This is a genomic window from Sphingomonas sp. (assembly GCF_039595165.1).
Taxonomy (GTDB): Bacteria; Pseudomonadota; Alphaproteobacteria; order Sphingomonadales; family Sphingomonadaceae; genus Sphingomonas.
In genome coordinates, this window is sequence record NZ_JBCNMA010000100.1 from 1 (window position 1) to 12,694 (window position 12,694).

Here is a 12,694-nt window from a genome sequence, read left to right on the forward strand (position 1 = left end):
GCTACGTCGTCGCCCACGGCCAGATGGCGGCGGGCGAGGTCGAGGAGCGCATGTCCGCCTTCTACGACAAGAAGTATGAGGTGCTGGTCTCCACCACCATCATCGAGAGCGGCCTCGACATCCCCAGCGCCAACACGATGATCATCAACCGCGCCGACCGCTTCGGCCTCGCCCAGCTCTACCAGCTGCGCGGCCGCGTCGGCCGGGCCAAGACCCGCGCCTATGCCTATATGACCACCGCGCCCCAGCGGCTGATGACCGAGGCGGCGGAAAAGCGGCTCAAGGTCCTGTCCGACCTCGAAAGCCTCGGCGCCGGCTTCCAGCTCGCCAGCCACGATCTCGACATCCGCGGCGCGGGCAATTTGCTCGGCGACGAGCAGTCGGGGCACATCAAGGAAGTCGGCTACGAGCTCTACCAGTCGATGCTGGAGGAAGCGATCATGGACGCCAAGGCCGGCGGCCTGCGCGACGAGCGCCCGCGCGACCTCTCGCCCCAGATCACCGTCGACGCCCCGATCCTGATCCCGGAGGGCTTCGTCCCCGATCTCGACCTGCGCATGGGCCTCTACCGCCGCCTGAACGAGGTCGAGGACAAGCGCGGCATCGACGAGTTCGCCGCCGAGATGATCGACCGCTTCGGCAAGCTGCCCGAGGAGACCGAGAATTTGCTGTTGCTGATCGAGGCCAAGCTAAACGCCAAGCGCGCCTGCATCGCCAAGATCGACGTCGGGCCAAAGGGCGCGCTGGTCAGCTTCCACGAGGACAGCTTCCCCAGCGTCGAGGGCCTGATGGCCTATGTCGCCAAGCTGGAAGGCACGGCGAAGCTGCGCCCGGACATGAAGCTGGTGATCAGCCGGGCATGGGCGACGCCGCGGGCGCGACTGAACGCGGCGGTGCAGTTGTCGCGGGGGCTGGCGAAGGCGGCGGGTTGAGGGGCGAGGTCCACGGGTTATGTTCTGAATATCGCCGGTGCGTCAGCCTAGATCAAACAATTTTCGGCTGGCTGATATTCCTAGTCCATTCCAATCCAGACTGCGGAGCATGTATTTGCCTCGGCGCATCGATCACCGTAGCGACGCGCAGGCAGCTATTCCTTCACAGGTTGGTGACAGGAAGCAGGGCGTGCTAGATTGTCGTTTGGATTGGGGACATTGATGGCTTGGTGGGACGCGCACTTCGCTGGAGGACAACGCGGCAGGGTGCCGGTCGAGCGGCTGAAGTTTGATGACACCAATCCACGCTACACACCGGACAAGCGGCCGAAGAGTGGAGCGGACGCTGCGGTCATCGAATATCTCGACCGGACGGCTGACCTCGGGGAACTGATCGAATCGATCGCGTCGAGCGGCTACATCGACATCGAGCCTCTTATCGTCGTCGGGCGCGGCGACGATCTAGTAGTCTTGGAGGGCAATCGACGACTCGGCGCGCTGAAGGTTCTGCTGTCGCCAGAACTGGCGGCCGAGGCAAACGTCAGTGTCCCCGAGTTGAGGCCCGAGGTCCGCGCGACACTAGCTGAGGTGACTGCGTTCAAGGTCGAAAACGAGCAGGACGCGCGCGAACTAATCGGCTTCAAACATATTAACGGTCCGCAAGGCTGGGACGCCTATGCGAAGGCCCTTTATGCGACGCGATGGCTCGATGAGCAGGAGAATCGCGGTGAGGACGCCCTATCACTCACTGATATCGCGGCACGGATGGGTGATAAGCACGATACACTTTATCGCATCGTGAGTGCCGCCTATGTTCTTCAACAGGCCGAGCGGCTCGATCTCTTCCGAGTCGAAGATCGCGCGACAAGGAACTTTAGCTTTTCCCACCTCTACACGGCGCTGACCTATACTGAGTACCGCGAGTTCTTAGGCCTTCCCCGAGCCGATCGCAGTGCCAATCCGCCACGTAACCCAGTGGGTGAGGAACACCTTCAGAACCTGCGGATTTTGCTGCGCTGGCTGTTCGGATCTAAATCCGAGGGTATAGCACCGGCGGTAAAAACTCAGAATCCCGATCTGGCTGCTTTGAAAAAGGTGCTCGGGCACCCGGCCGCACGTCGCGTTATGCTGGAGCGAAGTGAGTTAGCTCCCGCCCTAGAAATGACGATCGGCGGGTCCGAACGTTTCGACAAAGCGCTTGTTGATGCTCACGCAGCTTTGAAAATTGCCGCTGGGGAGTTGTCCAACGCTCGGCCAGACAAGGCCCTGCTCGAATTGGCGGGGGACATTCTCCGCAGGGCGCAGCTGATCGAGCTCAATTTGCGCTCCGTGCCACCCCCACGGCAGCGGTCGGCAGAACCGCCCCAAGCCGGCCCGTCGGAAAGCGAATAGTCATGGCCGATAATGCGGTGAACACGCCGCCTCTCGATGCGGGGCCGGCTGTGCTCGCAGATTGGTTGGAGCTGGCGGCCTTTTTCGATGCGCGCGCGCGCGCGCGATTGGACGACATCGACAATGCCTTCAAGATTCAGGATCAAGAAGCAGCCAACGACGATGGTGAGGCGGACGCCGCCAAAGAAGATCGCCGGGCTCGCATCGAAGGGGAGATCGCCGAACGCACAGAACATCTGGGTGAAGCTTATCCGTTCGTGCTCAGTGCTGATGGCGAAGAATTGGCCCTCAAGCCACGCAATCAGCTAGGGACTGCGGCGTTCTATCTCCTCTGCCTGATCTTCTCGCATGCGACTAAGTCGGCTATTCTCGAAAGGACCCCGTCAGCTCGCGCGCTCGCTCAGGCTCGGCGGCGCCACTTCCAGATACTTTCAACCCTGGCCGTAGCTGGCCACGTAGGAGGACCAGCTTTATCATTCGGCTGGCCTCGAAAGAGCGGTCAGACCATTGTCCAAGCAATCGAGCGGGCATGTTTGCTTTCCGGTGTTGGCACCGCTCGCAACCCGCCCGGGCCGGTGGCCAGTAAGTACGCAAAGGATGGCGGCATCGACGTGATCGCGTGGCGCCCGGCGGTTAACCTAGCCCCTCCCCCTGCCGAAATGTGTTTTGGTCAAGCGGCGAGCGGCCACGGTTGGCGGGAGAAGAACGCGCCCGACGAGATTCCAGACTTTTACGAGAGCTTTTATCTCAACCGACCGCCTACGAACACGGTGGGCGTCACGATCATCCCTTTCAGGCTCCAGCCGGATGATCATGCTACCTATGGCTATCGGCACGGGCATATTCTTGACCGCTTGCGTACTCCGCGCGCTGCGGTGGAGGGCCTGCGACTGGCGCGGCAGTACGGAGTGATCGTGGACGATGCCGACGATGTCGGCCTGCTCGGACGGTGGATATTAGGCTATAGGAGCCAAGTCCGTCACGCAGCTTGAGCAGGTACAACGCAGACTTCGTACTCGGTACGCTTGCGGTGTAAGCTATACTTCACCGGCAGTCTCTCGATTGATGCTGTTCGATAAGCATCCGTGATCAGTTGGCAATCATCGTAAGTAACCAACCAATGAGGAACAGCACCGGGAGTCGTGAGGAAGTGAGCCAGATCACGATGTTTGAGATCGCTCATGGCGTCAAAGTACAACTTCTTTCCCGCAACCACGTATGGCGGATCGATAAAGAAAAAAGTCGATTGCGCTTGATCCGTATCGAATCCTCGCAGGAACTGCAGACCATCGGCATTGTGCAGTTCGATGCTGTCGCGGCGTTCTCCTAGCCAACGCACGCGCCGAGTCATTGTTTCAGCGTACCATCTAGCATCGATGAGCCACTTGCCGGTCTGATTGTATCCACCTATCGGGCCGGCTCCGATGATTACACCAGATCGATTGGTGCGATTGAGAAAGTACGTAGCAAAACCTAGTTCAAACCGGTCCGCTTCGGCATCGTTCTCCTCAACCAGCGCACGGCAGGCCCACCAGTTATCGAGCGTCACGGGTGTCGACTTGATGCGATCGATGAATTCTTCGGTGTGGTTCAGGATCGCCCACCACGCCGCGAATACACGACGGTCGAAATCATTGAGCACAACTCGCTGCACAGCTCCCCGAGCCAGTAATTCAATCGCCGCCCCAGCTCCGCCAGCATACGCTTCGGCATAAGTATCGATAGCGACCGGAAGCTGTCTGATACGTTCTTCAAGTGCGTCCGCGAGGAATGCCTTCCCACCGGGATAGCGGAATGGCGTAACCCCAGCACCATGGCGATCTTTCGATCGGCGTCCAAATTTAGCGTTCGTGCTCATGGTCAGGGACGTACTCACCCGATATGGTTCGCAAGCGCAAGAAGATACTCGGCCGAGCGCCGCTGGCACAGCGTCAGCCCGTGGATTACAGCACCCTGCGCACTCCCCCTTGCAATGTTGGATTTCGTCTGCTCACCTCACCCAGTCGCATGACGACCGCTCTTTGATCCTGTCGATCCGCACGGCCCAACCGGCAGCCCCGCACGCCCTCTCCACAAAGGCGACAAAGCTGACAGAATGAACCGCGTTCCGCGTAACATCGTCAACTTCGCCAGCCGTCACCCGGCGTCGAGCCGCGGCCTCCGCCGCGCCAAAACCGCCGCAATAGTGTCAAGCCAGTGTATACTTCCGCCGCCTGCCCGCCCCAAACCTTGACTTACGACAGTCTCCCTGCCATATCCCCGCCCAGCGAGGCGTCATGCAGCGTGATCGGACGTGCCGGAAACCCCGGCCGCCCCGGCTCCGCCTCGGTTGATTTAGCGGCTTCCCATATCACGCGGGTCGTCATTTTTTGACCCGCCCGTGCGCGTGCCTCCGGCATGCGCGCTGGCCGTATCTGCAAAAGAGATTCAATGACCGAATTCAACACCCTCGGCCTGTCCGAGACCACCCTCGCCGCGCTCGCTGCGAAGGGCTACACCAATGCGACCCCGATCCAGGCGCAGTCGATCCCGGCGCTCCTGCAGGGCCGCGACCTGCTCGGCATCGCCCAGACCGGCACCGGCAAGACCGCCGCGTTCATGCTCCCCTCGATCGAGCGCCTCGTCGCCTCGAACAAGCGGGCGCAGCCGCGCGGCTGCCGCATGCTCGTCCTCGCCCCGACGCGCGAGCTCGCCAGCCAGATCGCCGAGAGCGCGCGCCAGTATTCGAAGGGCACCAAGCTCACCGTCGCGACCGTGTTCGGCGGCACCTCGATCCACAAGAACAAGACCGACCTCGCGCGCGGCGTCGACATCGTCGTCGCGACCCCGGGCCGCCTCGTCGACCTGATCGACCAGTGCTACGCGATCCTGCTCGGGATCGAGATCCTTGTGCTCGACGAAGCCGACCAGATGATGGATTTGGGCTTCATCCATGCCTTGAAGCGCATCGTCCGCGAGCTGCCGAGCAAGCGCCAGACTTTGTTCTTCTCGGCGACCATGCCCAAGTCGATCCGCGACCTCGCCAACCAGTTCATCCACGAGCCGGTCGAGGTGAAGGTGACCCCCGTCGCCACCACCGCCGAGCGCGTCGAGCAGTTCGTCACGCATGTGAACCAGGCCGAGAAGCAGTCGCTGCTGACGATCAAGCTGCGCGACGAGAGCATCGACCGCGCGCTGATCTTCACCCGCACCAAGCACGGCGCCGACCGCGTCGTGAAGCTGCTCGCCGCCAGCGGCATCGCCGCCAACGCAATCCACGGCAACAAGAGCCAGCCGCAGCGCGAGCGCGCGCTGGGCGAGTTCCGCTCGGGCAAGGTCAAGCTGCTCGTCGCCACCGACATCGCCGCGCGCGGCATCGACGTGTCGGGCGTCAGCCACGTCTTCAACTTCGAGCTGCCCAACGTGCCCGAGCAGTATGTCCACCGCATCGGCCGCACCGCGCGCGCGGGCAATGACGGCGTCGCGATCAGCTTCTGCGCTGACGACGAGCGGACGTACCTCCGCGACATCGAGCGGCTGACGCGCCAGAAGCTGACGGTCGTCCCGCTGCCCGAGGACTTCGTCAACGAGTCCGCGAAGATCAAGTCGAGCCGCGCGCCGGTGACAATGAGCCGCGACGAGCAGAACGGCCGCAACGGCCGTGCGATGCAGAACCGTGGCCATGGCGGCCAGGGCCGCAACGGCGGCCGCGACGGCCAGGGCCAGCGCGGCCCGCGCGCCAACCCCGCCGGCGATCGCCGTCACGCCGAACCGCGCGGCGCCGAAGCGGGTCAGCGCCCCCAGGGCGAGCGCCAGGCGCGACCCGAGGGCGCCCGCAACGGCAACGGCCAGCGTCCCCAGGGCGATCAGCCCCGCTTCTACGGCCCGCGCAAGAAGAAGTGGGCGCCCCGCCCCGCCGGCGGCGGCCAGCGCGGCGGCGCCCGCGGCTAAACCAGATCCTCCCCCGCCAGGGGGAGGTGTCAGCTGCAAGCTGACGGAGGGGGCGGATGCCAGAACGCTGACGGATCGAGCCCCCTCCCTCGCGCTGCGCGCCACCTCCCCTGGCGGGGGAGGATTATCTAAAGGCAAGCCGCGATCCGATTGACAGCTACCGCCGCCCGCGCGCCGCATCATCCTCCTGCGCCGCGAGCAGCCGGTCGATGCGCTCGGCGCCGGTGACCGCCTCGTTGGCGCCGCCCCCGATCAGCGGCGCCGCGCGGCGATAGAGGTCGAGCGCGCGGCGATAGTCGCCCGCCGCCTCCGCGCACAGCCCGAGGTCGAAGGTGATTGAGGGGTGGTTCGGCGCCTGCCCGTCCATCGCCTCCCACGCGGCACATGCCCCGCGCAGGTCGCGCTGGGTCTGCTTGACGATGTCCTTGAACGGCCGGTTGAGCTCCTTGGGCAGCCCCCTGGTGCTCTCGCGGAAGCGGATGCTGTAGGTCTCGACCACCGGCGCGATGTCGCGCCGCACCTCGCCCGCCACGTCGAGCACCATGCCGCGCACCGTCTCCTCGGTCGTGCGCGGCGGGTTCTGCCCGCGGCACCAGCTCACCTCGTCGCGGCGCGGCTTGGCGGTCGAGTAGACGATGCGCCGGTCCGCGGTGCGCGTCAGCCGCAGGTCGGCGTTGAGATCCACCACGCGCCGCGTGCAATCGACCTCGACCTCGGCCTCCTTGATGCACTTGCCGCTATCCTTGCCGCCCTCGCGCTCGACGCAGCGCTTCTGCTTCTGCTTGAAGCGATTCTCCTGCACCCCGCTCGATACGGTGCCGCTCAGCACGCCGTCGGGCGCCGGGCCGCCGCCGAACGCGCCGATCAGGTCGAAATGCGGCCGCCCCTCGATGTCGGGCTGCGACAGTGCGCGCTCGATCGCCATCTCCAGCTGCCGCCCGTCCCCGCCGCCGAACCGGTCGATCCCGAGTGATTCGAGCATCGCCGCCTCGCGATTGGGCGCGGCGAACTTGCCCGTCATCTTCACCGCCTCGGCATGCGCCGGCCCCGCCGCGATCGCCATCACCACCGCGCACAGCGCCACGCGCCGCCCGAACCGCTTCGTCCGCATGATTCCCCCGTGAAGATCGTGAACCCCGTCTTTACGGTGTCGCATCGATGCCACGGCGCTGCAAGCACGCGATGCCGCGCTGTCCCCGCGGGTTGCATCCCCCGCCCCCCTTTGCTACGCGCCCGCCAACCCAAGCGGGGCTGCCGGGTTCGTCGGCGTGCCCCTTTTTCGCATGGGGCCATTTTCGAGATTCCTAGAGGAAGCACGCGTCCGTGGAGAATTCCGGCGGTATTCAGGCAAGTTTAAGCGGACGCTATGCGACCGCCCTGTTCGAACTGGCGCGTGAGAACGGCGCGATCGACAAGGTCGAATCGAGCCTCGCCACGGTGAAGCAGGCCCTGGCCGATTCGCCCGAGTTCGCAGCCCTTACCAGCAGCCCGCTGCTCGGCCGCGGCGATGCGGCGCGCGGCGTCGCCGCCGCCGCCAGGGCGATGCAGCTCGATTCGCTCACCGCGAACTTCCTCGGCGTGCTCGCGCAGAACCGTCGCCTGGCGGCGCTTCCCGGCATCGTCCGCGACTTCCGCACGCTCGCCGCGCGCCATCGCGGCGAGACCACCGCCGAAGTCGTCTCGGCGCATCCCCTTTCGGCCTCGCAGGTCACCGAGCTCAAGGCGCAGCTGCGCCAGCGCGTCGGCCGCGACGTCAATGTCGACCTGTCGGTCGACCCCTCGCTGCTGGGCGGCCTGGTCGTGAAGATCGGCTCCCAGATGATCGACAGCTCGATCAAGACCCGTTTGAACACCCTCGCGCACGCGATGAAAGGCTGAAGGCAGAATCATGGATATCCGCGCCGCAGAAATCTCGAAGGTCATCAAGGACCAGATCGCCAATTTCGGCACCGAGGCGGAGGTCTCCGAGACCGGCCAGGTGCTGAGCGTCGGTGACGGCATCGCGCGCGTCCACGGCCTCGACAACGTCCAGGCCGGCGAGATGGTCGAGTTCGCCAATGGCGTGCAGGGCATGGCGCTCAACCTCGAGGCCGATAACGTCGGCATCGTGATCTTCGGCTCGGACGCCGAGATCCGCGAGGGCGACACCGTCAAGCGCACCGGCACCATCGTCGACGTCCCGGTCGGCAAGGGCCTGCTCGGCCGCGTGGTCGACGGCCTCGGCAACCCGATCGACGGCAAGGGCCCGATCGTCTCCGACCAGCGCTCGCGCGTCGAGGTCAAGGCGCCCGGCATCATCCCGCGCAAGTCGGTCCACGAGCCGGTGCAGACCGGCCTCAAGGCGATCGACGCGCTCGTCCCCGTCGGCCGCGGCCAGCGCGAGCTGATCATCGGCGACCGCCAGACCGGCAAGTCGGCCGTCGCGATCGACACCTTCATCAACCAGAAGACCGTCAACGCGGGCGACGACGAGGGCAAGAAGCTCTACTGCGTCTATGTCGCGGTCGGCCAGAAGCGCTCGACCGTCGCGCAGCTCGTGCGCACGCTCGAAGAGAATGGCGCGATGGAATATTCGATCGTGGTCGCCGCGACCGCGTCGGACCCCGCCCCGCTGCAGTTCCTCGCGCCCTATACCGGCTGCGCGATGGGCGAGTATTTCCGCGACAATGGCATGCACGCCGTGATCGTCTATGACGATCTCTCGAAGCAGGCCGTCGCCTATCGCCAGATGTCGCTGCTGCTGCGCCGTCCGCCGGGCCGCGAAGCCTATCCGGGCGACGTCTTCTATCTCCACAGCCGCCTGCTGGAGCGCGCCGCGAAGCTCAACGACGCCAACGGCAACGGCTCGCTCACCGCGCTGCCGATCATCGAGACCCAGGCGGGCGACGTGTCGGCCTATATCCCGACCAACGTGATCTCGATCACCGACGGCCAGATCTTCCTCGAGACCGACCTGTTCTTCGCGGGCATCCGCCCGGCGATCAACGTCGGCCTGTCGGTGTCGCGCGTGGGTTCGTCGGCGCAGACCAAGGCGATGAAGAAGGTCGCCGGCTCGATCAAGCTCGAGCTCGCCCAGTATCGCGAGATGGCGGCGTTCGCACAGTTCGGCTCGGACCTCGACGCCTCGACCCAAAAGCTGCTCAACCGCGGCGCGCGCCTGACCGAGCTGCTCAAGCAGCCGCAGTTCTCGCCGCTGCCGTTCGAGGAGCAGACGGTGTCGATCTTCGCCGGCACGCAGGGCTTCCTCGACTCGATCCCGACCCAGGACGTGGTCCGCTACGAGGCGGCGATGCTCGCCGAGATGCGTTCGAAGCACGCGGACATCCTGGCCGCGATCCGCGACAGCAAGGACCTGAGCGACGACACCCGCGCGAAGCTCAAGGACGCGCTCGAAGCGTTCGGCAAGACGTTCGCTTAAGGGCAGGTGCTCCTGCGAAAGCAGGAGCCCGGAGCCACAGCGGCTCGCTCGATTACCCTGGGCCCCTGCTTTCGCAGGGGCACGAGAAGGAAAACGATGGCTAGTTTGAAAGCCCTCAAGGTCCGCATCGGCTCGGTGAAGTCGACGCAGAAGATCACCAAGGCGATGAAGATGGTCGCCGCCGCCAAGCTGCGCCGCGCGCAGGAGGCGGCCGAGGCCGGGCGTCCCTATGCGCAGCGTCTCGAGGCCGTCGTCGCCAGCCTCGCCAGCAAGGTGAGCGTCAGCGAGTCCTCGCCCAAGCTGCTCGCCGGCACCGGCAAGGACCAGGTCCACCTGTTCGTCGTCGCGACCTCGGACAAGGGCCTCGCGGGCGCGTTCAACACCAACATCGCCCGCTTGGCGCGCCGCCGTGCGGAAGAGCTGGTGGCGCAGGGCAAGACGGTCAAATTCTACACGATCGGCCGCAAGGGCCGTGCGGCGCTGAACCGCCTGTTCCCCAAGGACATGCACCATTCGATCGAGCCGGGCGATCTCGGCAAGCTCGGCTTCGCCGACGCGCGCGCCTATGCCGACGATCTCATCCGTCGCTACGAGGCGGGCGAGTTCGACGTCGCGCACCTGTTCTACTCGAACTTCAAGTCGGTGCTGACTCAGGAGCCGACCGGGCAGCAGATCATTCCGGTGCCGGTGGCGCAGGACGCGGCGGTTTCGCCGGCCTCGGGTGCCGCGGTCACTTACGAGCCCGACGAGGAATCGATCCTCGCCGACCTGCTGCCGCGCAACATTGCGATCCAGCTCTATCGCGCGATCCGCGAGAACGCGGCGTCGGAGCAGGGCAGCAAGATGACGGCGATGGACAACGCCACGCGCAACGCGGGCGACCTGATCAAGCGCCTGTCGATCCAGTACAACCGCGCCCGCCAGGCCGCGATCACGACCGAGCTGGTCGAGATCATCTCGGGCGCCGAGGCGCTCTGAGCATGACGCGCGCCGCTCTCCTCCCTGCGCTCGCGCTGCTCGCCGCCTGTGGCGGGCAGACCGGCGAACAGGTGCAGGCCGAGGAGGCCAAGCGCGCCGAGGTCGTGGCGAACCTCAAGGGAATCGAGCGCGCCTTCGATTCGCCCGAGACCGCGGTCGCCGCCGCCAACCAGTTCGGCTTCCGCATCGACGGCTACAGGCAGAGCGGCCTGCGCTGGCAGGCCGCGGGCGAGCCGATCTTCGTCGCCGACACCCAGGCGAAGGCGCCCAATCGCGCCCGTTTCGTCGCGATGGGCCCGGACCAGTCGAAGATCGACACGATGCGCTTCACGCTCGACGTGACCGATCCCGCCGACGCCGCGCGCGCCAAGACCCGCTTCGCCAAGATGATCGACGAGGTGCTCTGGCAGTTCCGTGCCCAGAAGCCCGAAGCGCTCGGCAAGGCGATCGCCGCCGAGCAGCCGTTCGAGAAGACGCTCGACGGCGCCACCGCCGCGGTTTCGGTCGCTCCGATCCCGCAAGGCGACAAGACTCGCCGCATTACCGTGACTTTCACCCGCCCGGGCGCTACCGGGCAAGCCAGCTGAACCCAAGGAAAAGACGATGGCAACCGCAGCCCCGACCGCAGAGAAGCCCGCGCGCAAGCCCCGCGCGACCAAGCCCAAGGCGGACGCCGCCACCACCACGGCGCCCGTCGCCGCGACCGGCCAGGGCCGCATCGCGCAGGTGATCGGCGCGGTCGTCGACGTGAGCTTCGACGGCGCGCTGCCGGCGATCCTCACCGCGCTCGAGACCGAGAATAACGGTCAGCGCCTCGTGCTCGAGGTCGCCCAGCATCTCGGCGAGAACACCGTCCGCACGATCGCGATGGACTCGACCGAGGGCCTGACCCGCGGCCAGGCGGTGACCAACACCGGCGCGCAGATCCAGGTCCCGGTCGGCCCGGCGACGCTCGGCCGCATCCTCAACGTGATCGGCGAGCCGATCGACGAGCGCGGCCCGGTCGCCACCGACCTCAAGGCGCCGATCCACGCCGAGGCCCCGCTGTTCGTCGACCAGTCGACCGAGAGCTCGATCCTCGTCACCGGCATCAAGGTCATCGACCTGCTCGCGCCGTACGCGAAGGGCGGCAAGATCGGCCTGTTCGGCGGCGCCGGCGTCGGCAAGACCGTGCTCATCCAGGAGCTGATCAACAACATCGCCAAGGGCCATGGCGGCACCTCGGTGTTCGCGGGCGTGGGCGAGCGCACCCGTGAGGGCAACGACCTCTATCACGAGTTCCTCGACGCGGGCGTCATCGCCAAGGACGCCGACGGCAACGCGATCAGCGAGGGTTCGAAGGTGGCGCTGGTCTATGGCCAGATGAACGAGCCGCCGGGCGCCCGTGCGCGCGTCGCGCTGTCCGGCCTGACCATCGCCGAATATTTCCGCGACCAGGAGGGCCAGGACGTGCTCTTCTTCGTCGACAACATCTTCCGCTTCACCCAGGCGGGCGCCGAGGTGTCGGCGCTGCTCGGCCGCATCCCGTCGGCCGTGGGCTACCAGCCGACCCTGTCGACCGACATGGGCGCGCTGCAGGAGCGCATCACCTCGACCAACAAGGGCTCGATCACCTCGGTGCAGGCCGTGTACGTCCCCGCGGACGATCTTACCGACCCGGCGCCGGCGACCTCGTTCGCTCACTTGGACGCGACCACGGTTCTCAACCGCGCGATCTCGGAGCTGGGCATCTACCCGGCAGTGGATCCGCTCGACTCGACCAGCCGCGTGCTCGAGCCGCGCGTCGTCGGTCAGGATCACTACGACACCGCCCGCGCCGTCCAGTCGATCCTCCAGAAGTACAAGTCGCTTCAGGACATCATCGCCATCCTCGGCATGGACGAGCTGTCGGAAGAGGATAAGCTGACGGTCGCCCGCGCGCGCAAGATCCAGCGCTTCCTGTCGCAGCCGTTCCACGTCGCCGAAGTCTTCACCGGCATCCCCGGCGAATTCGTGCAGATCGAGGACACGATCAAGTCGTTCAAGGCAGTCGTCGAGGGTGAGT

At 65.7% G+C, this 12,694-nt stretch carries 11 protein-coding genes; 9 read left to right on the plus strand and 2 right to left on the minus strand.

All coding sequences use genetic code 11. From position 1 onward, the window contains the following. The 3 genes from ABDV68_RS14545 to ABDV68_RS14555 all read left to right on the plus strand — a co-directional run. Positions 1–932: TRCF domain-containing protein (locus ABDV68_RS14545; RefSeq protein WP_343520797.1), on the plus strand; the 932-nt coding region annotated here is incomplete at its 5' end. 222 nt (positions 933–1,154) lie between these two features. Further along, complete coding sequence (locus ABDV68_RS14550) at positions 1,155–2,324, plus strand: hypothetical protein (RefSeq protein WP_343520798.1); 1,170 nt, start codon at positions 1,155–1,157, stop codon at positions 2,322–2,324. A 2-nt stretch (positions 2,325–2,326) separates the two neighbouring features. Further along, the gene (locus ABDV68_RS14555; RefSeq protein ID WP_343520799.1) at positions 2,327–3,316 is read left to right on the plus strand and encodes a hypothetical protein; all 990 of its coding nucleotides are present in this window, start codon (positions 2,327–2,329) and stop codon (positions 3,314–3,316) included. Here the strand turns inward: ABDV68_RS14555 and ABDV68_RS14560 are convergent. Then, positions 3,304–4,200 carry a DNA adenine methylase gene (locus ABDV68_RS14560; protein WP_343520800.1) on the minus strand — a complete coding sequence of 299 codons (897 nt, stop codon included), beginning with the start codon at positions 4,198–4,200 and terminating at the stop codon, positions 3,304–3,306. The genes ABDV68_RS14555 and ABDV68_RS14560 overlap by 13 nt on opposite strands. A gap of 554 nt (positions 4,201–4,754) precedes the next feature. Between ABDV68_RS14560 and ABDV68_RS14565 the strand changes: the two genes are divergently transcribed. Beyond that, positions 4,755–6,254, plus strand: coding sequence for a DEAD/DEAH box helicase (locus ABDV68_RS14565; RefSeq protein WP_343520801.1), 1,500 nt, complete (start codon positions 4,755–4,757; stop codon positions 6,252–6,254). A 157-nt stretch (positions 6,255–6,411) separates the two neighbouring features. Here the strand turns inward: ABDV68_RS14565 and ABDV68_RS14570 are convergent, their stop codons facing one another. After that, complete coding sequence (locus ABDV68_RS14570) at positions 6,412–7,365, minus strand: hypothetical protein (protein ID WP_343520802.1); 954 nt, start codon at positions 7,363–7,365, stop codon at positions 6,412–6,414. 212 nt (positions 7,366–7,577) lie between these two features. Here ABDV68_RS14570 and ABDV68_RS14575 point away from each other — a divergent pair, with 212 nt between their 5' ends. The 5 genes from ABDV68_RS14575 to atpD form a co-directional block, all read left to right on the plus strand. Continuing rightward, complete coding sequence (locus tag ABDV68_RS14575; protein WP_343520803.1) at positions 7,578–8,132, plus strand: F0F1 ATP synthase subunit delta; 555 nt, start codon at positions 7,578–7,580, stop codon at positions 8,130–8,132. A 10-nt stretch (positions 8,133–8,142) separates the two neighbouring features. Next, positions 8,143–9,672: a F0F1 ATP synthase subunit alpha gene (gene atpA / locus ABDV68_RS14580; RefSeq protein ID WP_343520804.1), complete on the plus strand. Its 1,530-nt coding sequence runs from the start codon at positions 8,143–8,145 to the stop codon at positions 9,670–9,672. Between the two features lie 96 nt (positions 9,673–9,768). Further along, positions 9,769–10,650, plus strand: a complete 882-nt coding sequence (locus ABDV68_RS14585; protein WP_343520805.1) for a F0F1 ATP synthase subunit gamma — start codon at positions 9,769–9,771, stop codon at positions 10,648–10,650. Between the two features lie 2 nt (positions 10,651–10,652). Next, on the plus strand, positions 10,653–11,237 hold the full coding sequence (locus ABDV68_RS14590; protein WP_343520806.1) for a DUF6030 family protein: 585 nt from the start codon (positions 10,653–10,655) through the stop codon (positions 11,235–11,237). 16 nt (positions 11,238–11,253) lie between these two features. After that, the coding region (gene atpD / locus ABDV68_RS14595) for a F0F1 ATP synthase subunit beta (RefSeq protein WP_343520807.1) at positions 11,254–12,694 on the plus strand (1,441 nt) is incomplete at its 3' end.

Bases quoted from the DNA above. Each gene is read 5' to 3' on its own strand.
- ABDV68_RS14565 (WP_343520801.1), top strand. From the start codon at position 4,755: ATGACCGAATTCAACACCCTCGGCCTGTCCGAGACCACCCTCGCCGCG.
- ABDV68_RS14570 (WP_343520802.1), bottom strand. From the start codon at position 7,365: ATGCGGACGAAGCGGTTCGGGCGGCGCGTGGCGCTGTGCGCGGTGGTG.
- atpA (WP_343520804.1), top strand. From the start codon at position 8,143: ATGGATATCCGCGCCGCAGAAATCTCGAAGGTCATCAAGGACCAGATC.
- ABDV68_RS14590 (WP_343520806.1), top strand. From the start codon at position 10,653: ATGACGCGCGCCGCTCTCCTCCCTGCGCTCGCGCTGCTCGCCGCCTGT.
- ABDV68_RS14550 (WP_343520798.1), top strand. From the start codon at position 1,155: ATGGCTTGGTGGGACGCGCACTTCGCTGGAGGACAACGCGGCAGGGTG.
- ABDV68_RS14585 (WP_343520805.1), top strand. From the start codon at position 9,769: ATGGCTAGTTTGAAAGCCCTCAAGGTCCGCATCGGCTCGGTGAAGTCG.
- ABDV68_RS14555 (WP_343520799.1), top strand. From the start codon at position 2,327: ATGGCCGATAATGCGGTGAACACGCCGCCTCTCGATGCGGGGCCGGCT.